The 24,239-nt window shown below is 63.3% G+C and carries 23 protein-coding genes; 10 read left to right on the top strand and 13 right to left on the bottom strand.

Annotation, left to right across the window (positions count from 1 at the left end; genetic code table 11):
* Positions 1-17: 17 nt before the first annotated feature.
* Positions 18-578, bottom strand: coding sequence for a MarR family winged helix-turn-helix transcriptional regulator (locus tag ACA027_RS15210; RefSeq protein ID WP_370679042.1), 561 nt, complete (start codon positions 576-578; stop codon positions 18-20).
* A gap of 46 nt (positions 579-624) precedes the next feature.
* On the opposite strand from ACA027_RS15210, the gene ACA027_RS15205 reads away from it, so the two are divergent.
* Positions 625-1,497, top strand: a complete 873-nt coding sequence (locus ACA027_RS15205; protein WP_370679041.1) for an EamA family transporter — start codon at positions 625-627, stop codon at positions 1,495-1,497.
* Positions 1,498-1,709: 212 nt separating this feature from the next.
* On the opposite strand, the gene ACA027_RS15200 is transcribed toward ACA027_RS15205, so the two are convergent.
* The 3 genes from ACA027_RS15200 to ACA027_RS15190 form a co-directional block, all read right to left on the bottom strand.
* On the bottom strand, positions 1,710-2,234 hold the full coding sequence (locus tag ACA027_RS15200) for a type II CAAX prenyl endopeptidase Rce1 family protein (RefSeq protein ID WP_370679040.1): 525 nt from the start codon (positions 2,232-2,234) through the stop codon (positions 1,710-1,712).
* Positions 2,235-3,345: 1,111 nt separating this feature from the next.
* On the bottom strand, positions 3,346-4,425 hold the full coding sequence (locus ACA027_RS15195) for a metallophosphoesterase (protein WP_370679039.1): 1,080 nt from the start codon (positions 4,423-4,425) through the stop codon (positions 3,346-3,348).
* A 117-nt stretch (positions 4,426-4,542) separates the two neighbouring features.
* Positions 4,543-5,067, bottom strand: a complete 525-nt coding sequence (locus ACA027_RS15190) for a dihydrofolate reductase (RefSeq protein WP_370679038.1) — start codon at positions 5,065-5,067, stop codon at positions 4,543-4,545.
* 453 nt (positions 5,068-5,520) lie between these two features.
* Here ACA027_RS15190 and ACA027_RS15185 point away from each other — a divergent pair, with 453 nt between their 5' ends.
* Together ACA027_RS15185 and ACA027_RS15180 are read left to right on the top strand one after the other, a co-directional pair.
* Positions 5,521-6,402, top strand: coding sequence for a dihydrodipicolinate synthase family protein (locus tag ACA027_RS15185; RefSeq protein ID WP_370679037.1), 882 nt, complete (start codon positions 5,521-5,523; stop codon positions 6,400-6,402).
* A complete protein-coding gene (locus ACA027_RS15180; RefSeq protein WP_370679036.1) occupies positions 6,399-7,379 on the top strand; it encodes a Bug family tripartite tricarboxylate transporter substrate binding protein in 981 nt (326 codons plus the stop codon). The genes ACA027_RS15185 and ACA027_RS15180 overlap by 4 nt, the downstream gene beginning before the upstream one ends.
* Before the next feature lie 13 nt (positions 7,380-7,392).
* On the opposite strand, the gene ACA027_RS15175 is transcribed toward ACA027_RS15180, so the two are convergent.
* Together ACA027_RS15175 and ACA027_RS15170 are read right to left on the bottom strand one after the other, a co-directional pair.
* Positions 7,393-8,316, bottom strand: a complete 924-nt coding sequence (locus tag ACA027_RS15175) for a LysR family transcriptional regulator (RefSeq protein WP_370679035.1) — start codon at positions 8,314-8,316, stop codon at positions 7,393-7,395.
* 90 nt (positions 8,317-8,406) lie between these two features.
* Positions 8,407-9,393 (bottom strand): thymidylate synthase, encoded by a 987-nt coding sequence (locus tag ACA027_RS15170; RefSeq protein ID WP_370679034.1) that lies wholly within the window; start codon positions 9,391-9,393, stop codon positions 8,407-8,409.
* A gap of 239 nt (positions 9,394-9,632) precedes the next feature.
* Here ACA027_RS15170 and ACA027_RS15165 point away from each other — a divergent pair, with 239 nt between their 5' ends.
* A complete protein-coding gene (locus tag ACA027_RS15165; protein WP_370679033.1) occupies positions 9,633-10,181 on the top strand; it encodes a hypothetical protein in 549 nt (182 codons plus the stop codon).
* A 186-nt stretch (positions 10,182-10,367) separates the two neighbouring features.
* Here ACA027_RS15165 and ACA027_RS15160 read toward each other — a convergent pair whose 3' ends face one another.
* Positions 10,368-11,789 (bottom strand): FAD-binding oxidoreductase, encoded by a 1,422-nt coding sequence (locus tag ACA027_RS15160; RefSeq protein WP_370679032.1) that lies wholly within the window; start codon positions 11,787-11,789, stop codon positions 10,368-10,370.
* Positions 11,790-11,923: 134 nt separating this feature from the next.
* Between ACA027_RS15160 and ACA027_RS15155 the strand changes: the two genes are divergently transcribed.
* The gene (locus ACA027_RS15155; protein WP_370679031.1) at positions 11,924-12,859 is read left to right on the top strand and encodes a LysR family transcriptional regulator; all 936 of its coding nucleotides are present in this window, start codon (positions 11,924-11,926) and stop codon (positions 12,857-12,859) included.
* Between the two features lie 165 nt (positions 12,860-13,024).
* Here the strand turns inward: ACA027_RS15155 and ACA027_RS15150 are convergent, their stop codons facing one another.
* Positions 13,025-13,417: a DUF2069 domain-containing protein gene (locus tag ACA027_RS15150; RefSeq protein WP_370679030.1), complete on the bottom strand. Its 393-nt coding sequence runs from the start codon at positions 13,415-13,417 to the stop codon at positions 13,025-13,027.
* Between the two features lie 21 nt (positions 13,418-13,438).
* On the opposite strand from ACA027_RS15150, the gene ACA027_RS15145 reads away from it, so the two are divergent.
* Positions 13,439-14,737, top strand: coding sequence for a YhjD/YihY/BrkB family envelope integrity protein (locus tag ACA027_RS15145; protein ID WP_370679029.1), 1,299 nt, complete (start codon positions 13,439-13,441; stop codon positions 14,735-14,737).
* A gap of 293 nt (positions 14,738-15,030) precedes the next feature.
* Here ACA027_RS15145 and ACA027_RS15140 read toward each other — a convergent pair whose 3' ends face one another.
* Entirely contained in the window at positions 15,031-15,393 is a 363-nt protein-coding gene (locus tag ACA027_RS15140; RefSeq protein WP_370679028.1) for an Mpo1-like protein, read from the bottom strand.
* A gap of 141 nt (positions 15,394-15,534) precedes the next feature.
* Here ACA027_RS15140 and ACA027_RS15135 point away from each other — a divergent pair, with 141 nt between their 5' ends.
* The gene (locus ACA027_RS15135) at positions 15,535-16,326 is read left to right on the top strand and encodes an alpha/beta fold hydrolase (protein WP_370679027.1); all 792 of its coding nucleotides are present in this window, start codon (positions 15,535-15,537) and stop codon (positions 16,324-16,326) included.
* Between the two features lie 9 nt (positions 16,327-16,335).
* On the opposite strand, the gene ACA027_RS15130 is transcribed toward ACA027_RS15135, so the two are convergent.
* Complete coding sequence (locus ACA027_RS15130) at positions 16,336-17,217, bottom strand: PoNe immunity protein domain-containing protein (protein ID WP_370679026.1); 882 nt, start codon at positions 17,215-17,217, stop codon at positions 16,336-16,338.
* A gap of 105 nt (positions 17,218-17,322) precedes the next feature.
* Between ACA027_RS15130 and ACA027_RS15125 the strand changes: the two genes are divergently transcribed.
* Complete coding sequence (locus tag ACA027_RS15125; protein WP_370679025.1) at positions 17,323-17,787, top strand: hypothetical protein; 465 nt, start codon at positions 17,323-17,325, stop codon at positions 17,785-17,787.
* A gap of 462 nt (positions 17,788-18,249) precedes the next feature.
* On the opposite strand, the gene ACA027_RS15120 is transcribed toward ACA027_RS15125, so the two are convergent.
* Positions 18,250-19,062 (bottom strand): alpha/beta fold hydrolase, encoded by an 813-nt coding sequence (locus ACA027_RS15120; protein WP_370679024.1) that lies wholly within the window; start codon positions 19,060-19,062, stop codon positions 18,250-18,252.
* 60 nt (positions 19,063-19,122) lie between these two features.
* Positions 19,123-20,421: an O-acetylhomoserine aminocarboxypropyltransferase gene (locus ACA027_RS15115; protein ID WP_370679023.1), complete on the bottom strand. Its 1,299-nt coding sequence runs from the start codon at positions 20,419-20,421 to the stop codon at positions 19,123-19,125.
* Between the two features lie 273 nt (positions 20,422-20,694).
* On the opposite strand from ACA027_RS15115, the gene ACA027_RS15110 reads away from it, so the two are divergent.
* Positions 20,695-21,150 (top strand): CBS domain-containing protein, encoded by a 456-nt coding sequence (locus ACA027_RS15110; protein WP_370679022.1) that lies wholly within the window; start codon positions 20,695-20,697, stop codon positions 21,148-21,150.
* Positions 21,151-21,235: 85 nt separating this feature from the next.
* Here ACA027_RS15110 and ACA027_RS15105 read toward each other — a convergent pair whose 3' ends face one another.
* A complete protein-coding gene (locus ACA027_RS15105; protein ID WP_370679021.1) occupies positions 21,236-22,555 on the bottom strand; it encodes a citrate synthase family protein in 1,320 nt (439 codons plus the stop codon).
* A gap of 203 nt (positions 22,556-22,758) precedes the next feature.
* Between ACA027_RS15105 and ACA027_RS15100 the strand changes: the two genes are divergently transcribed.
* Positions 22,759-24,231, top strand: coding sequence for a CoA transferase (locus ACA027_RS15100; RefSeq protein ID WP_370679020.1), 1,473 nt, complete (start codon positions 22,759-22,761; stop codon positions 24,229-24,231).
* Positions 24,232-24,239: the final 8 nt, after the last annotated feature.

The raw sequence follows: 24,239 nt of genomic DNA, 5'->3' as shown, positions 1-24,239 counted from the left end.
AGGTGTTTTGAGCGTGGTTAGGTTGTTTTTGCGGGGCTGAGGCTGTCGCTTGGCGCCTCCAGCACGCGCAGCAGCGTGGCGAGCTGTGCATCCAGCTGTTCCAGCGCATCGGCCGGCATGGCCGACAGCATTGCCCGTTCGTTCTCGACATGCACCTCGACCGCGCGATCAATCAGTGCCAATCCTGTATCCGTGAGTTGCACCAGGCTGCTGCGTGCGTCCTGCGCATTGGGGACCCGCAGCACCCAGCCGCAGCTTTCCAGCCGTTTGAGTCGGTGGGTCATGGTCCCCGAGGTCACCATCAGCATGGAAAACAGCGCGGTCGGGCTGAGGCAGTAGGGCGCGCCGGATCGCCGCAGCGCGGCCAGCATGTCGAATTCCCACAGGCTGAGGCCGAACTCGGAAAAACCAGCTTCCAGCTGCTGCTCCAGCAACGCGGCACAACGCTTGATGCGGCCTATGGGCCCCATGGGGCTGGCATCCAGGTCCGGGCGTTCTCGGCGCCATTGTTCCAGGATGGTATCCACGGCATCGCGGGCTGGCTCCGTGGGTGGATTGTAGTTTTGTCTTGACTTCAAGATAATCTGCTTTCACAGTGAAGTTATCTTGAATTGAAGATAACACATGTCTGCTGCAAACCCTCTGCACTATTGGCGGGACGTCCTGCTGACGGCGCTGGCTCCCGCCATCTGGGGCTCTACCTACATCGTCACCTCGGAGCTACTCCCTCCGGATCGGCCCTTCACCGCAGCACTGATCCGGGTGCTGCCTGCAGGCCTGCTATTGCTTTTGATAACGCGGCATATGCCCGGCAGGAGCGCCTGGTGGCGGCTGCTGGTGCTCAGCGCCCTCAACATCGGCGTGTTTCAGGCGCTGCTGTTCGTGGCGGCCTATCGCTTGCCGGGTGGTTTGGCTGCGGTGCTGGGCGCCATACAGCCCTTGCTGGTGATGGTGCTGGCCTGGGTGGCAGACCGCCGTGCCCCTGGCAGCGCAACCCTGTGGTTTGCGCTGCTGGGCGTCTGTGGCATGGCCGTGCTGCTGCTGTCACCACAAACCGTGTTTGAGCCCGTGGGTATGGCTGCAGCCTTGCTGGGGGCAGCCTGCATGGCCTGCGGTGTCTGGCTCACACGCCGTTGGCGCATGGATTTACCCGTGCTGGCGCTGACGGGCTGGCAACTGCTGCTGGGCGGCTTGATGCTGCTGCCGGTGGCATGGTGGGTGGATGCCCCCTTGCCTGCGCTCACCCCCACGCAATGGGCCGCCTATGCCTACCTCTGCCTGGCTGGCGCCTTGCTGGCCTATGCGCTCTGGTTCCGTGGTGTGGCCCGTCTGCCCACGGTGGCCGTGGCATCGCTGGGCCTGCTCAGCCCGCTGTCCGCCGTGGTGCTGGGATGGGCCTTGCTGGGTCAGTCCATGACGGGCACGGCCCTGCTGGGGCTGGTGGTCGTGCTGGTCAGCGTTTTTGCTGTGCAGTGGTGCTCTACGCGGGAGCGGTAGGGGCTGCAGTTGGTGTTTTGTTTGTCATGCTTCCTGACCGAGGTTCCTGTGACGCTTTCTGTCCATGCCGCCATCGCATCCTTGGTTGATCTGGCAAGAAACGCCCCATAGGCCTACCGCTTGCAGAGCTGGAGATTTATTGTGAATTGATCGCTGGTGGTCAAGACGGGGCTAAATTCGGCAGGCATGAGCTCAAGGCTATAAATTGCATTTTAATTAGAGGTTGTTTTCCATATGAAAAATGCAATACCATTATTCATAAAATGAACCATCCATGTGTAAAAAAATGGTCTTCCTGGTGGATGATCTCGTAGTTGATAAACTGTGGCAAGCACCACACCTGCCATGAATGCAGGCAAGAAAGCCAATTTGGATCCATGTGCTATGCCAAACAATATGGCGGAAATAAAGATATAAATACTTGAATTGGTGATTTTCCACCAGATGAACAATCGTTTGATTGCATGTTGATGAATCAGAGTTTCAAGCCATGGAGCTAAGAGAACTACAAAAAACCCAGCTACCCAAGGATGTTTTTTGTCAGATTCTCTAAACTGCATTACACCGTTGGCATCCACACCCAGTTGCTCATAGAAGAAGAATGCAGAAGCAAAGGCTAATTTCATTGCAAAATAAGCCAAAATCACAAGAGCAATAGGGTGAATTTTTTTAATGTTGATAATTGAATAATTGTTTAACCTTAAATTTTTCGAATACTGGATTATGTTTTGCCACATTTATTTATCCTGTATAAAAATTACAGTTACTTTCTGATGGTTAGCGTAGGCGTTTTGTTTTCCATATGGGGATGACATGTATGCATTGATTTATGCGATTACGCTCAATTCATATGCTTTATTTATTAATCATATATCCATGAAAAGAATGCAAAACTGTTTTGCATAAAGTGAAGCTTCCATGTGTAAAGAAATGGTTTTCCCTGCGGAGAATCTAGAATTTGATAAAAAGAGGCCAAGTTAATCCAGCCGCTAAGGCAGGAAGAAAAGCCAAATTTAATCCATGGGCCATTCCAAAAGGGATTGGAGAGATAAAAGTATAAGTGCTCCAGCGATGCACTTTGAATTTTTTGGTAATCTTTTGACAGCGTGCTGAAAAATGAGTATTTCTATCCATGGTGAAAATATCATCATGAAAAATCCTGAAAACCATGGGGTTTGTTTCGCAAACTCTTTATGCCGCATAATGTTGCTTGTTTCAAAACCCAATTGTTCGTAGAAAAATAATGTAGAAGAAAAAGAAAAATTCATTTTGAAAAAATCCAGGATGACCAAAAAACAGGACGAATATTTTGATATCTAATCATGAAATAATAAGAAAATATTTAATATGCTTTTGAATATTATTCTTTCGTCCATTTTTTATGCACTGGGACTAACCCTGTCTAGAATTTGTAGCAGAGCTGAATAATATTTTGTTAAAGTATTGAAAATATCATCAAGTATTTTTGAATATGTATGGATGTATATTGATTTCAGTGCTCATTCCTGCATGAATTGCATGCAATCTCATGCAATTCATTGATTGCAGATTCATTTGATTAACAAAAAATCAATATAGAAAAGCCCAACACCACCTATGCGCTGTGTGTTTTTCGGCGCAAAGAAGGTCTTATGCGGTTCTGCGGCTGGGTGCGCCGGGTTCAAGCAAAGATGTGCTCCCCAGGGGCGCTGCCGGCAAGATGCCCGGGCCCTGTGCAGTCCATGACATGGAGCTCTGGGCCAAGGCAGGCCGGAGGGAGTGGGAGGCTTGGGCAGGGCCTGTGAAAGAGGTGCACCGTGCTTTGACGGCGGTGTTTGCCCTGCTGCCGCGCGGCAGCCTGGTACAGGCTCAGGCCGGATGGCCCGTCGCCTGAAATTCCAGCGTGGGCCGCTGGGTGCCGTCATCAAACACCAGCTGGCGCTCGGGCCAGCGCAGGGCGGCCAGTTTGAAGCGGGACTGCAGCGGCTCGCCGGCGCGGCGGGCCACCCAGCGGCCGCCGACGGAGTAGTCCACGCAGAACACATTGCGCTGCAGGCCGTGCCAGGCCGTGGGCGCGGTGCTGCCGAACAGCTCTTCCTCTTGCTTGCCATGCACGGGTTTTTCCGGCGGATGCAGGCGGCGCCAGTAATGGCCGACGATGACGGGCACGCCCTCGTCATACTGGTTCCACCAGGCCACGCGCTCCACAAAACGCCATTTGCCGCCCGCATAAAACGGGGCCTGGGCCGCGCGTTCCACACCGGTGGTGAGCACCTTGAGGGGGTTGACCATGCCCTTGTTCAGTTCGTGGTCGGCATGGGCGGGCAGCAGCGGGGGCTTTTGTTCGTGGTCTTCCAGGCTGTGGGGCCAGTCGTGGCACTCTTGCTGCATACGGGCGGCAATGCAGCGCTCGCGGGCGATGCGGGCGGCTTCCAGCTCCCAGCGGTCGTATTCGTGGCGCACCTGGCCGGCCGGCATGGCACGGGCTGCTTCTACCTGGGGCTGAACCCAGGCGGCGTGGATGATGCGCAGGTCTTCGCGTTCCAGCCCCAGGGGCAGGGTGGACAGAAACTCCACAATGCGCTGGCGCTGGCCTTCGGTTGGGCGGTTGAAGGGGGCGTATTTGACCTGGTCGCTCTGGTAGCGCACATCAAAGAACCAGCCAGACCCATCCTTGGGGTCCTCACGCAGCAGATTGATTTCGTGGTTGCCCAAGATGGCATAGGCATGGCCGGCCTGGACCAAGTTTTGCACCCATTCCAGCACGGCCGGGCTGTCGGGGCCGCGGTCGCAGAAATCGCCCACAAACACCAGCTTGCGGCCCTCGGGGTGCACACCAAAGCGGTCATAGCCGAGGTGGCGCAGCAGCTCGCGCAGGGCGGTGAGCTCGCCATGGATATCGCCCACGACATCCAGTGGGCCGGCTGGGAGTGTGTGGATGAGGCTCATGGGACGATACGGCAGACGGTGATGTGGTGAATTATGTTGCTATGCAGCATAACACTGGGCTGCCGGGGCTTTGCGGCCCACAGGCAACAGTGCATTCAGGACAGCGCGGCGCGGCCATCAGCCCTGGCGGCGGGTGTAGGTCACAAAGCTGTAGGCCAGGCCCTTGGCGCTGACATGGTCGCTGCGTGCCGCTTCCACCCATTCCGCGCCCAGCGTGGGGGCGTGGGCGTCGCCGTCAAAGTCCTGGTGAATGATGGTCACTTCCACGCGCTGGGCCAGGGGGAGGGCCTGGGCGTAGATTTGCGCGCCCCCCATGACCCACACGTTGCTGCCGTGGCGGGCGGCTTCTTGCAAGGCGGCCTCCAGGCTGTTGGCGCGTACGGTGGTGGCATTGGCGGGGTCGGGCTGCGTGTCGGCTTGCCAGTTGGCCTGGCGGGTGACGACGATATTGGTGCGCCCCGGCAGCGGGCGAAAGCGCGGGGGCAGCGAATCCCAGGTCTTGCGGCCCATGACGACGGGGTGGCCCTGGGTCAGCGTCTTGAAGTGGGCCAGGTCCTCGGGCAGATGCCAGGGCATGGCGTTGTCCTTGCCGATGACGCCGTTGGCGGCGCGGGCGTAGATCAGGTTCACGGTCAAGGACATAGGCGGACTTTTTCAAAAAATAAAACAGGAGCAGCTATCGCGCATGCCGTCATGGTTTGCAGGTGTTTCATGCTGCAGATGCAGGCGTGAAGGGCGATAGGTGCTCCGCAAGCGATAGCGCGGGCCAAGCCCTTCCATCGCGGATGGCATGGATTTTCTCTTAGGAACTGCGGCCAGGCGGTGGGGGTGTTGCCAAAGCCTGACGCTGCTCTGCGGTTCTCTGCCGCGTCCGCAGGCGTGGCGGAGCAGCGGCCATGTGCCATGCGTACCCGGCCAGGCCGTGCTCCTGTTGCAGTGGTGGCAAGGGTTTTCACCTGTTTGGGGTGAGCGGGCATGTGAATCACCCAAGGCGCACCGAGTGCATATGCGTCAAATATATCAGTCACCCCTTTCGATAATATTGGCCTGCCTGGATTCCTTCGATTACGCTGCCAGCAATTTCTGAGGAATACCATGAAAATCACCGGAATCGTTGGTTATCTGCTGAGCCCTTGCAAGGCCAATGGCGAGATTGATAATGCCTTGCTGGCAGCGCATGTAAATCGGCTGATCGATGCCGGCGTGCATGGCGTGGCGCCTTTGGGCAGTGTGGGTTGCCTGCCTTATCTCAGCGATGCGGAGCGGGACGAGGTGGTCTGCACCACGGTGCAGGCGGCCGCAGGCCGTGTGCCCGTGCTGGTGGGCATTTCCAGCCTGAGCACGACGCACACCATTCGCCACGCCCGGTTTGCCGAGGCCCAAGGCGCCGCCGCGCTGCAGCTATTGCCCAGCACCTATTGGACGCTCACCGAAAACGAGCTGCTCCGGTATTTTCAAGCGGTGGCTGAATCGGTTTCTATTCCCATTATGGCGTACAACAACCCATTTACTACGGGCTGGGATATGTCGGTGGAGCTGCTGCAGAAAATCACCAGCATTCCGAATATCACCATGGTGAAAGAGGCCAGCCCCAATCCCGAAAAAATACCGGCATTGCGCAAAGCCTGTGGCGACCAGGTCGATATTTTTGTCGGCGTCAGCAAAATGGCCCAAAGCGGATTCGCGGCGGGTGCCAAGGGCTGGTGCACTGCAGCGCCGAATGTCTGCGCGGCCCAGGTGCTGAATTTCTACCGCTGCGTGGTGGCCGGGGACTGGAAGGGCGCGGCCCTGTGGCTCAGCCGCCAGGAGCCCTTGCTCAACCAACTGCTGGATTACGGCCTGCCGCGCGCCGTGTCTGCCGGCCTGGAGATCCGGGGCGTGGATGCAGGCCATCTGCGTGCGCCGCTGCTGCCGCTGGCAGCGCAGCAGCGTGCAGCGCTGCAAAAGACAATTGTTGAAATGGAGACCACACAATGAAGTTCACCCACCGCACCCACTGCATCCCTCGCCGCGCCGCCATGGCTGTTTTGCTGGGCGCCGCCAGCTGGGGGAGCCAGGCCGCCGAGACCTGGCCGCAGCAGCCCCTGCGCCTCATCGTGCCCTTTGGGGCCGGTGGCGTGACCGACACCACCGCCCGGGTGTTTGCCGATGGCATCAGCAAGCAGCTGGGCCAGCCCGTGATTGTGGAAAACCGCCCGGGGGCCGGCGGTTCGATTGCGGCCGGCATGGTCGCCAAATCAAAGCCTGATGGGTACACCTTGCTGGTGGTCACCAACGGGATATTCGCGGTGAACCCGCATATCTACCCCCAGCTGCCCTACAACCCGTCGCGGGACTTTAGCTATATCGCCATGCTGGCGAACACGCCCAATATTTTGGCGGTCAGCGCAAACAGCCCCTACACCAGCTTGCAGGCGGTGATCGATGCCGCCGCCAAGGGCGAGGAGAAAATCAGCTTTGCCACGGCGGGCGAGGGCTCGGACAACTACCAAATCCTGCAGCTGCTGCAGCAGGCCACCCACACAAAGTGGCTGCATGTGCCCTACAAGAGCGGCACGGAGTCGCTGACGGCGGTAATGGGCGGAACGGCTGACGCCACCGCCATCTCGGCCGCCACCTCCCAGTCTTTCATCAAGAGCCGGCAGATCCGCGCCTTTGCCGTGACCTCTGCACGGCGTTTGGCGGACCAGCCCGACATTCCCACGGTGAAAGAGGTGCTGGGAAAAAGCATAGAAGGTGGTTCGCTGTCGGGCATTGCCGCGCCGGCGGGCACGCCCGATGCGGTGCTGCAGCGCCTGAATGCGGCCATCACCCAGGTGGCACGCAGCGATGCGGCCAAAGACAAGGTCTTCTCGCGCGGCAGCGAGCCTGTCGATACCTCGCAGGAGGCCTTTCAGGCACGGGTCAAGCAAGAGCAGGCCAAGTGGGCCGCCATTCTGAAGCCCGGGCGTTAATGCCAATACAGGCTTAGTCGCCCGGTGGCGCGGCAGGTGAGGCCTGGCCCAGCACCTGCTGCGCCACCTCTACCAGCCAGCGCACAGCGGGGTTGCTGCAGTGCTCCTGGGCCGCAATGGCAATGGGGTAGCGCAACGGCTCACCGGCGGAGTCGGTCAGCTCCAGATAGCGGAGCTTGTCCAGCTGGATGCGCCGGTAGGACTCCGGCACGATGGCAATGCCTTGCCCGGCCGCCACCAGGGGCAGGGTGATGAGGGCATGCGAAGACTCGTACAGCGCCTTGGGTGCCAAGCCCTCCAGCTGGCACAGGCGCATGATTTCGCCCGCAAAGCCAGGGCTGTCCGAATGCGCCAGCGAGACCAGGGGCTCACCCTGGAGCTGACTGAGCCTGGCCGTTTCGGCCTGGGCCATGGGGTGGCTGCTTGCCAGGGCCAGCACCAGGCGCGGCTTGCACAGCGGAAAGAACGCTACCGAGGGCAGGCCGAAGGCGGGTGGCACCAGCAAGGCGGCGTCGATTTCGCCGCGTTGCACCTCGCCCACGCTGCTGACCGAGCTGCCGCTGGAAAGGCGCAGGCGAATCGATGGAAAGCGCTGGGCAAAGCGCTCCAAGATGTCCGGCAGCAACTCCAAAGAGGCGCTGGGCACCACCGAGATTCTGAGCGTGCCGATCTGGCCCTTGTCCGCATCCTGGGTGGCCTTGACGGCGTTGTCTGCGCCCTCGATCAGGCGCTGGGCCTCGCCGAGAAACACCATGCCCGCAGGCGTCAGCCGCACGCCCTGGCGGTCGCGCTCGAACAGCTTGACCTCCAGGTCTTCCTCCAGCCGCTTGATGGCAATACTCAGGGGCGGCTGGGTCATGTGCAAACGCTCTGCCGCCTTGCGAAAGTTCAGCTCGGACGCGAGCACGACAAATTGGCGCAGCTGTCGGAAATCCATAGGCTTTCAGGCGGGAGAGGCGTGAAGAGGCAATGCCGCAAATGGTGGCGGGAGCAGGTGCCCAGGGCGAGGCCCTGGGCCGGTCCGGCATCAAACTGCCATGGGCGCCGTGATGTGGGCGTGGTGCTGGTAGCCCTCCAGCGCAAAGTCCGAAGGTTCGACCTTTTCCAGCCACTCAGGCTCGTACTTGCCGGTGACGGCGTAGTCGGGAATGCGGTCCGACAGCACTAGCTTGGGCATCTCGTGGGGCGTGCGCGTTAGCTGCTCTCGCAGCATGTCCACATGGTTTTCGTAGATGTGGGCGTCGCCTATGAAGTAGGTGAACCAGCGCGGTGTATAGCCCGTCAGGCGCCCCACCAGATGCAGCAGGGCCGCGCCTTCGGCCAGATTGAAGGGCGTGCCCAGGCCCACATCGTTGGAGCGGATGTACAGGCACAGCGAGATTTCTTTCTTGCTGGGGTTGGCCAGAAACTGGTAGAGCAAATGGCAGGGGGGCAGGGCCATCTCGTCGAGCTGGGCCCAGTTCCAGCCGTGGAACAGAATGCGGCGGTTGCCCGGGTCTTTGATCAAGGTGTCCAGGCATTGGCGCAGCTGGTCCACGGCCTTGTACAGCAGCACGCCCGAGGGCTGGCCATCAGCGCCATCCACGGCGCCAATCTGCGCAAAACCGCGGCTGATGGCATCTGCAATCTGGGCCTGGCCCTGGGGCGCTTGCGGGTCGATCAGCTTGTAGGCCGGCCATTGGCGCCATTGCACGCCGTAGACCGAGCCCAGATCGTCTTCCTGCAGGCGATAGGGGTTGGCCAGCCACTGGGCGTTCTCATTGGCGTTCTGGTCCCAGACCTTGCAGCCCAGGGCACGGAAATCGGCCGCGCTGCGGTAGGCGCGCAAAAAGCCCGTCAGCTCGCCCACCACCGACTTGAAGGCCAGTTTCTTGGTGGTCACCGCAGGAAAGCCCTGCTGCAAATCAAAGCGCAGCATGGCACCCGGCAGGCTGAGGGTGCGGACGCCCGTGCGGTTGTCTTGCCAACTGCCGTTGTCAAAGATGTTCTGGACGAGGTCGAGGTACTGTTTCATGGGCCAAGGTGACAAAGCTAGGGCGAAATCGTATCCCAGCTGCACCGCTGTTGGCGCGGCCGGGGCGAATGTCCCAGTCTGGGATGCTCTATTGCCACAGCCAAGAAGGCTTCAGGGCTTGTCTGATGGCGAAGCAGGTGTTTTTCTTACAGCGTAAACACAGACACAAAACGCTGTTGAATGCAGCTGCAGTGCGCACCTGTTGCTATGCTTCCCGTTTGTTTTTACAAGGAGGTCATATGGTGCAAAACAATGGTACAAGCGCGGTGCGCAAGCCCTGGTCATGGGCCGCATTGGTGTTGGCCGGCGGATTGCTGGTCGCCTGCGACAAGGCGCCGGCTCCGGCAACGCCGGTCGCCGCGCCTGAGGTGCCTGCCGCGACCAGTGAGGCCGCCCCTGCTGCGGCCCCTGCACCCGCTTCGCTGGAGGGCCTGCGCGCCCAGGTGGGGCACTACCGCAGCGATGGCGTGGACTTTCTGCGCCAAGGCCCACTGGCCGAGCGGCTGCAGGCCTTGCTGGGCGCCGATTACGAAGTGGTGCTGACGAATCTGGACACCTCGGGCCCGCTGGAGCAAGAGGGTGAGCTGCTCTACATCAGCGGCAACAAGCCGCACGAAGGCGGCGAAGAGCAAGCGGCCGTGGTGATCGACCTGGCCCAGAACGCGCTGCGCGTGTGGCTGCTGCACGCCGGCCAGATGCAAGACAAGCAAGACCCCGCCGCCACCGTCGCCTGGCCCAGCTCTGTGCAAGCCCAGCTGGACAACCACAAGGATATGCAGCCCAAGTAGGCGGGCTTGCTGTGGTCAGACAGCGCTTGATGCTTTGCTTTGTGCCCGCGAGCGGCACGCGCAGCCTATAAAACTGGCGCTGCCTAGGCCAGGACACCGCGCAAGGGCCGCCCCGCCGCGCCGGTGTCGTCCCCCTCCGGCGCATAGCGCCAGAGAGGGGGAAGGCGTGCAGCGCCTCAGGGGGAGTTATTTCAAGATACAACCGGGATTCATCATCCCCAACGGGTCCAGCGCATTCTTGATGGCGCGCATCATGCCCAGGGCCACGGGTGACTGGTATTTCTCCAGCTTGTCGGCCTTGAGCGCGCCCACGCCATGTTCGGCCGAGAACGAGCCGCCAAATTCGGCCACGGCCTCATACACCAGGTGGTTGACCAGGGCCTCCTTGTCGCGCAAAAACGTCTTGCCGTCTTCGCCCTCGGGCACTTGCACGTTGTAGTGCAGATTGCCGTCACCCAGGTGGCCGAAGTTGACCAGGCGCACACCGGGAATCTCGCGCTGCAGCAGGGCGTCGGCATGCTCCACAAAGGCTGGAATGCGCGAGGCGGCAATCGAAATATCGTGTTTGATGTTCAGGCCTTCTTCGGCCTGGGCCAGCGGAATGCTTTCGCGGATATGCCAGAGGTCGTGGGCCTGGGACAGGCTTTCGGCCACCACGGCATCCAGCACGCAGCCGTCTTCAAACGCCAGCTCCAGCAAATGCTCGAAGCGTTCGCGGGCATGTTGCTCCGATTCGCTGTCGCTGTTCTCCAGCAGCACGCAGTAGGGCGCATCGGCGTTATCGGTAAAAGGTACACGCAGCTGCGGCATATGCTTGACCACCAAGCTCAGCGCAAACTGGCCCATGACCTCAAAGCCTGTCAGGCCCGCCCCCAGATGCTGGTGGGCCAGGCCCAGCAGGCGCACGGCGGCCTCCATGCTGGGCACGGCGGCAAAGGCTGTGAGCTGGGCCGCAGGCTGGGGGAAGAGCTTCATGGTGGCCGCGGTTATGACGCCCAGCGTGCCTTCGCTGCCGATGAACAGATCGCGCAGGTCATAGCCGGTGTTGTCCTTGCGCAGGCCCTTGAGGCCGTCCCAGACCTCGCCCTGGGGCGTGACCACTTCCAGGCCCAGGCACAGCTCGCGGGTATTGCCATAGCGCACCACCTGGGTGCCGCCGGCATTGGTGCCCAGATTGCCGCCAATGGTGCAGCTGCCTTCGGCCGCCAGCGACAGCGGAAACAGCAGGCCGGCCTTGTCCGCCACGTCTTGCAGGTTTTGCAGAATGCAGCCGGCCTCCACCGTGAAGGTGAGGTTGTCGCGGTCCATATGGCGCACCTGGTTCAGGCGCGTCAGGCTCAGCACGACCTGCTGGCCGCTGTCATCGGGCGTGGAGCCCACCGACAGACCGGTGTTGCCGCCCTGGGGCACGATGGACACCTTGGCCGCTGCGCAGGCCTTGACCACGGCGGCCACCTCGGCCGTGTTGGCCGGGCGCACCACGGCCAGGGACTTGCCGTGCACGCGCTTGCGCCAGTCCTGTTCATAGGCGCTCAGGTCGCCCTCGGTCAGCACATGGGCAGCGCCGACGGTGGCGCGCAGGGTATCGAGCAGGGCAGTGGAAGTCATGGCAGAAGAAGGTGGGAGAGGAGAAAGACGGTGTGCATCCTAAGCCCGCAGCACATGGGGTTGAGGGGGATACCGCCAAACCCCAAGCCTAGGCCATGGCAGACTGCGGAACAATCGGAATAAATTGCTTGGTTATGCCGGTTTTCCCGAACAATCTCAGCCTGCGCCAGCTGCGCGCCTTTGACGAGGTGGCGCGCCAGGGCGCATTTGCCCCGGCGGCGCGCGAGCTGTGCATCACGCAGTCGGCCCTGTCTGAATCCATACGCCAGCTGGAAGAGGCGCTGGGCATGCGCTTGTTTGACCGCACCACGCGCACCGTGGGGCTGACGGCGGCTGGCCAGGCTTTTTTGCAGGATGTGCGCCAGGCCTTTGATGCGCTGGAGCAGGGCGTGCAGCATCTGGGCGATCTGGCCGCCTTGCGGCGCGGCCGTGTGCGGATTGCGGCCGCACCCTCGGTGCTGGCCGTGTTGCTGCTGCCGGCGCTGCCCCAGTTGCGGGCCCAGCACCCCGGTATTGAGGTGGAGCTGGTGGAAGACAGCGCCGAGGGCATTGCCCAGCGCGTGCAGGCCGGCCTGGTGGACTTTGGCATTGGGGCGGCCCACCCCGCGGGCGGCGAGTTGCAGACACAGCCCCTGGTCAGCGACGCCATAGGCCTGGTGGCACGGGCCGACGAGCCGCTGCTGCAGGCCAAGCATTTGGTGGCGACCGACCTGGCCCATCTGCCCTTTGTGGGCCTGACTACGGACACCGCCATCAGCCAGTTGCTGGCCGCCGCGCCGGGCATGCCGGCCAATGTGCTGCAAACACCGCTGCGCGTGTCCAACCCGGCCCTGCTGTTTGACGCCGTGCGCCTGGGCCTGGGCGTGAGCCTGGTGCCGGCGCTCACGGCCATGCACCCGTCTCGGGGCGATCTGGGCTTTTGCGTGCTGCAGGCGCCACGGATTCTGCGCCGCACCCTGTTGATCCAGCGCCCGCGCCGCGCGCTGTCACCGGCCGCGCAACTGCTGTTTGATGCGCTGGCTGCGCAGGTGCAGCAACTGGCACGTTATGAAGGCATGGTGGTGGAGTGAATGCCTTGGGTTTGAGGGCGTGGTGGGGCTGCTGGAGCGGGCCTGTGCAGCAAAGCGGGCGCCTCATCCAGCCCCACAACGGCTAGACGGCGCTTCAGGCGCGGCATCAAGCGCCGTATGGCCGCCTCAGAAAGCGGCACCGACCAGAAGGCATTGAAGAATTTGTTAAGCCGCTGCTGCCGCTTTGGCTGCGCGTTGGCGCAGTCGCACATGGGCGGCACAGGCCACAAACAGCACCAGGCACAGCGCGATTTCCACCAGGGCGAGCAGATTGCCGGGCGCCTTGTCGCTCCAGGCGCGCACCACGCCCTCGGTGAAGTACAGCCAGATCACCAGGCTGACCCAGCGGTAGGTGTACATGCGGCGCTTGAGCAGCCCCGCCAGCGGCAGGCACAGCGGCAAGGCCTTGAGCACCAGCCAGGAGCCACCGGGGCGCAGCGGCGCCAGCCACAGCTCCCAGGCCAGGCACAGCACGATCAGGGCCAGCACGCTGCCCACGGCCAGCCACCGGGTGACTGCTACGGGACCATCGGGTTGTTGTTGGGGGAAGGACTGCATGGGGCTGGCATCATATAGGCCATGCCCTTGACCCTTCACCGTGCTCGCACGCGCCTGCGCCATTTGCGCGAAACGCTCAAAGTCTTTCCCTGGCGCAACACGCTCGCCACGCTGCAACGCCGCTTCACCCAGGACAACCTGGGCCTGACGGCCAGCAGCCTCACCTTCACCACGCTGCTGGCGCTGGTGCCCTTCTTCACCGTGCTGCTGTCGGTGTTCACCGCCTTCCCCAGCTTTGCGCGGCTGGAGAACACGCTGCAGAGCTGGTTGGTGGAAAACCTCATCCCCGGCGAGATTGCGGCCCAGGTCATGGGCTATCTGATGCAGTTCGCCTCCAAGGCCAGCCAACTGGGCGTGGTGGGCCTGGGCTTTTTGGTGGTGACGGTGATCAGCCTGATCCTCACCATGGACCGCACGCTCAACAACATCTGGCGTGTACAGCGCCTGCGCCCGCTGGGCCAGCGCCTGCTGGTGTATTGGGCGGTGCTGACGCTGGGGCCGCTGCTGATGGGGGTGAGCATTGCCACCACCTCGTACGTGCTGTCGGCCTCCAAGGGCCTGGTGGTGGCGCTGCCCGAGCCTGTGCAATGGGCCTTCAACTCGGTGGAATTCCTGCTGCTGTCCACCGCCATGGCCGCGCTCTACCACTATGTGCCCAACACGCCGGTGCGCTGGCCCCATGCCTGGGCCGGTGGCCTGTTTGTGGCCCTGGGCATGGCCTTGTCCAAGAAGGTGCTGGGCCTGTATCTGGTGGCCGTGCCCACTTATTCGGTGATTTACGGCACGTTTGCCACGCTGCCGATTTTGCTGATCTGGATTTATGTCTGCTGGGTGATCTTCTTGCTGGGCGCCGTGGTCGCGGCCTATCTGCCCAGTTTGCTCACCGGCATGGGGCGCAAGGCCGATGACCAGGGTTGGAACTTCGAGCTGGCGCTGGAAATCATCGCCGCCCTGGAGCCGCTGCGCGGCCAGCCCCAGCGCGGCATGCCCTGCCAGGCCCTGGCCAAGCGGCTGCGGGTGGATCGGCTGCAACTGGAGCCGGCCCTGGCCGTGCTGACCACCATGCGCTGGGTGGGTGCCATGCCCGACGCAGGCACGGCCTACCTGGAAGAGGGCGAGCCGCGCTATGTGCTGCTGGCCGACCCCGACACCACCTTGCTGGAGCCGCTGCTGGAGCAACTGCTGCTGGTGCGCAGCGACAGCACCGCCCCACTGTGGACCGGCGCCGGCTGGGACAGCGCCCTGCTGCGTGCCGCCCTGCCCAAAATCCCCAGCAACCTGCCCGGCGACGAAGTGGGTACGCCCGCACCCAGCGCGTAAGAGGGTCGAGCGCGCTCAGCAAAAAGTGAGCGTGCTGTGCAGATGGAGAAAGCAACTCAGGCCATTAAGGGCCTGAGATCCGCTGGTGGTGAGCATCTGATGCTCATTTTTTATTCTTGCGCATAGCAAGCGCATAGCAAGCGCTTTGCAACGCTAGGTGTTTCCCATACGCATAAATTCGGCGCTGCCCCAAGCCAAGGGCACCGCGCAAGGGCCTCCCCGCCGAGCTGGTGCCGTCCCCCTCCGGCGCGCAGCGCCAGAGAGGGGGAAGACGCGCAGCGGCACAGGGGGAGCTAAAAGCTTATTCTTCCCCGCCACATATCCGCATACATGCGCCAGTCGCCCATCAGGCTGTAGAGCGGGCGCTTAAAGCTGGCGGGGCGGTTGTGTTCAAAGCCGAAGTGACCTATCCAGGCGCAGGCATAGCCCAGCATCAGGCCCAGCAGAACGAACCAGGGCTGGCGCCACCACAGCGCGGCGGCCAGGCACAGCAGGCCCAGGCTGGAGCCCAGAAAGTGCAGGCGCCGGCAGTTGCTGTTGCTGTGCTCGCTCAGGTAGAAGGGGTAGAACTCGGCAAAGCTGTGCAAGCTGCGTGGATCGACAGCCTCTGTCACGCCGGAGACGGCGGCATAGGTGTGTGAGGACGCATCGGACATGGCATGGCTCCTGGCAAGGCTATGCTGGTGAGAACGGGGCGACCTTGGGCCGCTCCTGCACTTTTTATACGGCGGACCATGGGGCAGCACCAGCGGGGCAATGCCTAGGGCCGCCGTGATGGTTTCTGTCTTTTCCGTCTTATGACCGAGAACGTTCACACTTTTCGCATTCCCACGGCCCAGGGTCAGCTGCAGGCGCAGCGTTGGCAGCCTGTGCCCGTGTCCCAGTCCAAGCTGGCTCCTGTGGTGTTGCTGCATGACTCCCTGGGCTCGGTGGCGCTGTGGCGTGACTTTCCGGCGCAATTGGCCCAGGCCACGCAGCGCACGGTGCTTGCCTATGACCGGCTGGGCTTTGGCCTGTCCGATGCCGCTCCCGGCCCCTTGGCGCCCGACTTTGTGGCCCGTGAGGCCGAGACTTTTGCGCAGGTCTGCCAGGCTATGGGCATGGAGCGCTTTGTGACCCTAGGCCACAGCGTGGGCGGTGGCATGGCGGCCCATGTGGCCGCGGCCTATCCGCAGCAATGTGTGGCCTTGGTGACCGCATCGGCCCAGACCTTTGTGGAAGAGCGAACCTTGGAGGGCATTCGCGTGGCACGCGATCAGTTTGCCCAGCCTGGTCAGCTGGAGCGTTTGGCCAGATACCACGGCGACAAAGCAGCCTGGGTGCTGTCGGCCTGGGTGGACACCTGGTTGTCGCCGGCCTTTACCAACTACAGCCTGGAGGCCGCGCTGCGCCAGGTGCGCTGCCCGGTGCTGGCCATCCATGGCGAGCAGGACGAATACGGCTCCCTGGCCCATCCCCGCAATATCGCGGCCTGGGTGCCAGGGCCGGTGGAGCAGGAGATTGTGGTCGGCGGCGGCCATGTGCCCCACCGCGAGCAGCCCGAGCGCATGGTGGCGCGCATTGCGCAGTTTCTGCAGGCCGTGGAGTGAGCGGCAAGGCTACAGACCATCGAGGGCTTGGCGCTCCCGCGCAAAGTCCACCAGATCGGCTGGGTAGTGGGGGCTGGCACGCAGCGCCGCATCGTCCCAGCCATAGAGGGCGGACAGCGCCGCTACCTCCAGCGCCCAATACCAGGTGCCCAGCCAGGGGCCGCCTTTTTTCTGCTGCTTGGGCGAGAGGCGGTGAAAGTCGCTGTACTGGCTTTGCACATAGCCCACCAGCGGGTCGGGCAGGGCGTCGCCCAACTGGTCGAAGAACGCTGCCAGCGCGCCATAGGGGCGGCGGTGAAATAAATCGTCGTTGGCCTGTTCCAGCTCCAGTGCCGCGGCGCTGAGGTAGTCGAGCAGGCGGTCGGTGTCCAAGCCCAGCGTGTGCTCCACCAGGGCAGCAATGGCCTCGGGTGCATCCAGCAGCACGGCCAGGCTGCTCAGCAGCACGGCATAGCGGTAGTCGGCCGTGCGCGTGGCAATGGGCGCGGGCATGCCATAGGGCGCAGCTGTGGCCTGGGCCATGCCTTGGCGGGCATGCTCGGCCACGGTGGCCGCATCGCGCCACAACGCCGCCGTGCCCAAATAGAGCGGGCGCAGCGTGGCGGCGGGCAGGCCCAGGTCGATGCCGTAGACCAGCAAGTGGCAAGCCTCTTGCCCGGCGGCTTGCCATTGCCAGTAGTTCTCCAGCGCGGCATGGGCCTGCAGCTGCAGCGGCGCCCGGCAGCCGGGGCTGGCGGCAAAGCGCCGCAACGTGGCCAGGGCCGCTTTCCAATCGGCCTTTTTGTCGGCCAGGTTCAAGGTGCGGCGTGGCTGCAGGCCGGAGAGCCGGATGGCCGCGGCGTACTGGACGATGTCAGCAAGAGGGCTGGAGCAAGAGAGGCCGGTGTGCATGGGCGATGGGGGCAAAATCCGAACGCGCCATTATCAGAGCGTGTGGGGTAGGCGCTACCCAGTCGCGTCGCAAGGCCGTTCAGGGCGCGCTCTTACACTCAGCACATGACTTCCCAAATCGCTGCCTTGCTGTTTTTTCTGCTGTCGGCCTTGCAGGCCCAGGCCCTGGGCCGCGTGGTGGGCTATGAAGAGATCTGGGACTACCACCCGGCCAGCATCCGCCAGATCATGAGCTGCGGCAGCTGGAGCAAGGGGGAGCGCCATGGCGAGTTCCGCGTCATACAAGCCCAGCTCTATGGTCAGGACATGCTGTTTGTGGACTGGGTGCGCAGCGAAGACCATGGCGCGCACTGGGCGGTGGAAAAAGGGCTGAGCATTGCCGAGTTCAACAACGACCACGCCGAGATCAGCTTGCATGGCCTGCGCTGTGTACCGACCGGCGACGGCCGCGTGCGCGTGCTGGGTGAGGCCGAAAACGGCCACGACGACCAGCGCTTTCGCTTTGAGCTGCTGGTGAATGCCAAAACCGGCCGCTATACGCTCAAGCAAAACCTGCCGCGCAAGCCTTGATCCTGCGTTGGCCCCGCGCTTGCTGCGAATTCGTCACAGCGCATGAAACAGCCTCATCAGGCCTGCCGTGCCAGGGCTGTCCTGCCGCGCTGGCAGTATCTCTCTGCACATGAGCACGCAGCAGGAAGATGTACTCACAGGGGCTTCCTACCACCGAACCCCCAGCTAGGCCCCGGTGCATCAAACCGGCGCGGCCCACGCCAGGGCTGCCGCGCAAGGGCCGCCCCGCCGCGCTGGCAGCGTCCCCCTGCCCGCAACGCGTAGCGGTGCGAATAGCGGGAATGGGCGCGATGTGCCCACGGGGGGGGCTTGCATGCCGTTTCCCCAAACTCAGGTCCTGGTGCGTAAAACAGGCACAGCCCAGCTCAGGGACACCGCGCAAGGGCCGCCCCGCAGCGCCGGTGTCGTCCCCCTGCCCGCAGCGCGTAGCGGTGCGAGAGCGGGGGGAAGGCACGCAGTGCCTCAGGGGGGTGTCAGAAATTCAACAATCGCAAACAGCGTGGCGTCCGGTGACTCCGTCATCTGGTTGTGGCCATTGGGAATCATCTGCACCTTGACCGGTTTGCCCGCAGCCTTGGCGGCATCGATCAATCCCTTGGCCGCCTTGGGCGGTGTCATCTGGTCTTGCTCGCCCAGCACAAACAGCGTGGGGCAGGTGAGGGCTGCCATGGCGGCTTCACCGCTGGCATAGCTGTCGCAGGCCAGAAAGCCGGTGTGCAGCAGATTGACGTCGCGGTTGCTGGCCAGCACGCGGCGGCCCAGGGCCATGCCGGCGCCAAACACCCAGCTGCCCGCGCCATTGGGGGGGGACAGCGTGGCGCGCGAGAAGGTGTTGACCATGGCAATGGCTTTTTCCGGCTGATTCAGCGCGGCGTCCAGCATGGCGGGCGCCACCTTCATGGGGAAGGCCGTGCCCACCAGCACCAAATGGCTGATGCGCTCCTTCAGCTGCGCGGCAGCTTCCATGGCAATCAGGCTGCCCCAGCTGTGGCCGATCAGCGCGGCCTGGGTCAGGCCTGCGGCATCCATCAACTGGGCAATAAAAGCGGCGGCTTCTTCCACCGACTTGGGGGCAGCACCGCCGCTTTTGCAGTGGCCGGGCAGGTCCACGGCCAGCACATTCCAGCCATGGTTGGCCAGGTAGCGGCTTTGCAGGGCCCAGACGCTGTGGTCGCACAGCACGCCGTGGATCAAGATGGCAGTGGGCTTGGCGGCATCAAAGGCCTTGCCGCCGGTGTAGGCGTAGATACGTGCCTTGTTGACTTCAAAAAACATAGCTTGTCTCGCTGTATGGGTAAGCGCTAGAGGCGTTTTTATTGAATATGGCGAGGTGGCTCAAGCCGCCTTCTCCGCCGTCTTGAGCGCGCGCTTGAGGTCGTCGATCAGGTCGTCGGCGTCTTCCAGGCCGATCGACAGGCGAATCGTGCCCTGGCTGATGCCGGCCTGGGACAGGGCCTCATCGCTCATGCGGAAGTGGGTGGTGCTGGCCGGGTGAATCACCAGGGAGCGGCAATCGCCCACATTGGCCAGGTGGCTGAAGACCTTCAGCGTTTCGATGAACTTCTTGCCCTGGTTGCGGTTGCCGGCAATGTCAAAGCTGAACACCGAGCCCGCGCCGCGTGGCAGCAGTTTTTGGGCCAGTGCGTGGGAGGAGTGGGTCTCCAGCATGGGGTGGCCCACACGGCTTACCAGCGGGTGGCTGGCGAGGAACTGCACCACCTTCTCGGTGTTCTTCATATGGCGTTCCATGCGCAGCGGCAGGGTCTCTATGCCTTGCAGGATCAGCCAGGCGCTGTGTGGACTCATGCAGGCGCCAAAGTCGCGCAGGCCTTCGCGGCGGGCACGCAGCAAAAAGGCACCGGTAGTGCTCTCTTCGCTGAACACCATGTTGTGGAAACCGTCGTAGGGCTCGGTCAGCTCGGGGAATTTGCCGGACTTTTCCCAGTCAAAACTGCCGCCATCGACCACGATGCCGCCAATCACCGTGCCGTGGCCCGAGAGGAATTTGGTGGCGGAGTGGTAGACGATGTCCGCCCCGTGCGCAAAGGGCTTGATCAGCCAGGGCGAGGTGAGGGTGGAGTCCACCAGCAGCGGCACGCCCGCTTCGTGGGCTATTGAAGAGACGGTAGGAATGTCCAGCACGTCCAGGCCGGGGTTGCCCACGGTCTCGCCAAAGAACAGCTTGGTGTTGGGGCGCACGGCGGCGCGCCAGCCATCGATGTCGCCGGGCGCAACAAACGTGGTCTCAATGCCGAAGCGGCGCAGCGTGTAATGCAGCAGGTTTTGCGAGCCGCCATAGAGCGCGGTGCTGGCCACGATGTGGCTGCCCGCACCCATCAGCGTGGCAATCGACAGGTGCAGCGCGGCCTGGCCGCTGGCCACGGCAATCGCGCCCACGCCGCCCTCCAGGGCAGACACGCGCTGCTCCAGCACCGCGTTGGTGGGGTTGCTGATGCGGCTGTAGACATGGCCGGGGCGTTCCAGATTGAACAGGCTGGCCGCGTGGTCGCTGGATTCGAAGACGAAGGACGTCGTCAAATGGATGGGCACGGCGCGGGCGCCGGTGGCGGGGTCGGGCTGGGCGCCTGCGTGCAGGCTCAGGGTGTCAAAGCCAGGATCGGCGTAACCGGGCATCTTGTGGTCTCCGAAAGTTCTTGTCAAAAGCGGGCCGACCCCGGGGAATCCAGGGCCGGCCACCAGGCACGCACAGCAAAGGTTTGGCGCATTTCGCGGTCAGCGTGCATGGCATGGACGGGCCATGCTGACATGGTATGCGCCAAAAAGCACGCGCCTGGGTGACCAAGATGGTGCATGCACACGCGATGGCATGCCCATGCCCTGCTATATTTAGCCGCAAGGCCCGCAGGTAGCGGGCCACTGGCATGAACAAGAACCGGAGACCCCGACATGAAAGTGAGCGACATACTGCGCGTCAAGGGCAGCACCTTGTATGCAGTGACCTCGAATGAACCACTGGCCCGTGCGGTGGAAATCATGGCCGACAAGGACGTAGGTTCCCTGGTGGTGATGGAGCATGACGATGTGGTGGGCATGCTGACCTTCCGCGAGGTGATCCAGGCCGTGGTCAAGAACGGCGGCAGCGTGGGCACGCTGCAGGTGCGCAGCGCCATGGATGACGCGCCGCTGACCTGCACGCTGGAAACCGAAATGGACGAGGTGCGTCGCATGATGCTGGAGCGCCATGCGCGCTATATGCCGGTCATGGAGATGGGCCAGGTCAAGGGCGTGATCAGCTTCTACGACGTGGCCAAGGCCGTGGTGGACAGCCAGAACTTTGAGAACCGCATGCTCAAGGCCTATATCCGTGACTGGCCCGAGGGCGAGCGCCAGAGCGCTGAATAAATAAGCTGCGCCCCAGTCCTCGTCAGGCGGCCTTCGGGCCGCCTTTGTTTTGAGTGGCGCGCCGCCAAGCTTCTCAAGTGCTGCATTAAAAGCGGATGACGCGTCTGGGTGTCGAGATCTCAGAGAGGGGTAGCTCCTGGGGCATTTGTGGGACTGGGCCGGTGTACTGGGCCCTGGGCCGTATCAACTGCCCCGAGGCTTTTTGCTCCAGCACATGGGCGATCCAGCCTGCAGTGCGGCCCAGGGCAAACAGCACAAAGGCTGCCCCCGCAGGCAGTGCCAGGGCATGCTCGACCGCCACCAGGCTGTAGTCCAGGCTGGGGTGCAGACCGGTGGTGGCAAGCACGCGGTGGACCAGACGCTCGCGGTCTGCATCGGGCGGCAGCTGTGCCAGCAGGCTGATGCTGCGCGGATCACCGGTGGGATATAGCGGGTGGCCGAAGCCGGCGCAGTAGTTGGGCGTTTTCCCCGTTTGGGTGGCTTGCAGCAAGGTCTGCAGCGATGCAGGAAAGCTGGGGGTGCGGTGCCATTCCTGCCAATGTGCGGCGATCTGCTGTGTCATGCCGCCATGCAGTGGGCCGGACAGTGCGGCCAGCCCCGCGCCCACGCTGGCATGCAGGCTGGCGCCGGTCGAGGCGACCACGCGGGCGGCAAAGCTGGAGGCATTGAGTTCATGGTCAGCGCACAGCACCAACGCGCGGCGCAGCAGGTCCGTGCCCTGTCGATCTGTGCACCAGTGTGCGGCCAGCCGCAGGTGCAGCGCGGCCAGCCCGGTGCCGTCTTGCATGGCTTGGACATAGCTTGCATGGGAGGGTGGGGTTGTGCCGGTCAAGGCGTCGCACATCTGGTGCAGCAGCACCCAGGCGCCAGCGGGTGGTTGCCGGGGGGCTTGCCCGGCTTGGCTCTGCAAGCCCATGCCATGCCAGGCGGCCAGGGCCTGGTCTGCACTGCGGGGAATCCGGGCTGCCAGGGTGACTGCGCGCGCTCCTGCATGGATAGCTTCTGGTGCAGATGTGGTGGGCGTAAACGGCATTTTTTGCTGCCATAACAGCGCGGCCGTTTCTTCCAGGCTGGCATGGCCGGACAGCTGCACCGCGTTCCTGCCCCGATAGAAAAACTGCCCGCCTTGCACCAGGGTGATGCCCGATGCCAGCACCGGTTGGCCCCAGTCCATGGTGGAGCGGGCCAGCTGCGCAGGGTTGCGCACGGCCTGTCGCTGGCGAGCCAGGCGTTGCACATCGGCCTGCAGATACTGTTTGCCGCGCTGGCCCGGCACGGCGTGGGCGCGCAGCAGTCCCCGGCTGACATAGCTGTACAGGCTGGAGCGCTGTACGCCGAGCAGGGCGGCGGCCTGGCCGGCGTCGAGCCAGGGCTCGCCAGTGGTGGGTGGGCGAGGGCGTGACATGGGGGCTGGGGTGTAGAGATCGCCAAGAGGCGCGAAGAACATGTTCTAAGTCGCATCCTAGCGCTGCCCCATGGCCCTGCATGTCAGGCTTGTGCAAGAGCGAGTGGATTGGCCCAATCAAGATTGACGCTGCACAAGGGTAGGGCGTGCAATGCGGGGCGTATGCGGGCCCTATTGCGGTGCCCGCCACCAGGAGGTTTTTCATGACACAGCTTGTCGATTCCCCAGCCCTTGCCAGCCTGCCGCACGGGTGCGCTGCGCGGGCGCACACCGCATTCACGGCACTGTCCCAGCAATGGCTTGCAAGCGCGTTGCCGCAGGCAGCCCTGTCGCAGATTGCGCTGACGGGCCAGGCCCTGGGCTTTCACAGCAGCTTTGCTGCGGTGGATGCCGTACAGGCCGGCGTGGCCGCCGCCGCACTGGCCGCCACGCAGCTGGAGCAATGGCGCAACCCGCAGCGCCCGGTGCAGCAGGTGGTGGTGGATGCCCAGCACGCGGCTTTCGAGGCCAGCGGCTATTTCACGCTTGGCGGGCAGCAGCCCGCACTGTGGGCTCCCATCTCCGGCCTGTATGCCTGCGGTCAGGCCGTGGGTGTGCCGGGTTGGGTGCGTATCCATGCCAACTTTGACCACCACCGCGATGGCGCGCTGGCATTGCTGGGACTGCCCATGGGCGCGGACACACCGCGCGAGGCCGTGGCGCAAGCGCTGACCCGCTGGCGGGCCGATGACTTCGAGGCCCGCGCGGCCGAGCGCGGCTTGCCGATTGTCGCCTCGCGCAGCCATGCGCAGTGGCAGGCCCTGGGGCAGGAGGCCGTCATTGCAGCAGCCCCTTTGGTGCAGCTGGAGCGCCTGGGCGATGCACCGCCGCTGCCGTGGCCCGCGTTGGAAGCGCAGCAGCGGCCCTTGGCGGGTCTGAAGGTGCTGGACCTGACACGTATCCTGGCCGGCCCGGTGGCCGGGCGCACGCTGGCGGCCTATGGTGCCGATGTGATGCTGGTCAACAGCCCACAGCTGCCCAATATCGAAGCCATTGCCGATACCAGCCGGGGCAAGCGCTCGGCCCATGTCGATCTGCGCACCCCCACGGGCCAGGCTGCGCTGCAGCAACTGTTGGGCTCGGCCCATGTGCTGCTGCAGGCCTATCGGCCAGGGGCTTTGCAGGCGCTGGGCTGCGGGCCGCAGCAGCTGGTGCAGCAGCGCCCGGGTCTGGTGGTGGGCGAGCTGTGTGCCTACGGCTGGGAGGGCCCTTGGGGCGGGCGCAGGGGCTTTGACTCGTTGGTGCAGACGGCGACCGGCATCAATGCCGATGAGGCCGCGGCATACGGCACCCACCAGCCACGGGCCTTGCCCATGCAGGCACTGGATTACAGCGCCGGGTTCTGGCTGGCCTTTGGCGTGCAGGCCGCGCTGCTGCGCCAGGCCCGCGAGGGCGGGAGCTGGCGCGTGCGGCTGAGCTTGGCGGGTGTGGCCCGCTGGCTGCGCAGTCTGGGGCGCGTGGAGCCTGTTGCCGATATCGGGCAGCAGGCCAAACCGGATGTCATGCCTTATCTGGAGACGCTGGACAGCGGGTTTGGCCGGCTGCAGGCCGTGCGCCATAGCGCACAGTTTTCACACACGCCGGCGGCATGGGACTACCCCTCGATGCCGCCGGGCAGTGCGGCGCCCCAGTGGTGAGTGGTGCG

The sequence above is a fragment of the Comamonas sp. GB3 AK4-5 genome (genome assembly GCF_041320665.1).
Taxonomy (GTDB): Bacteria; Pseudomonadota; Gammaproteobacteria; order Burkholderiales; family Burkholderiaceae_C; genus Comamonas.
This window is presented reverse-complemented; position numbering and strand designations above follow the sequence as displayed.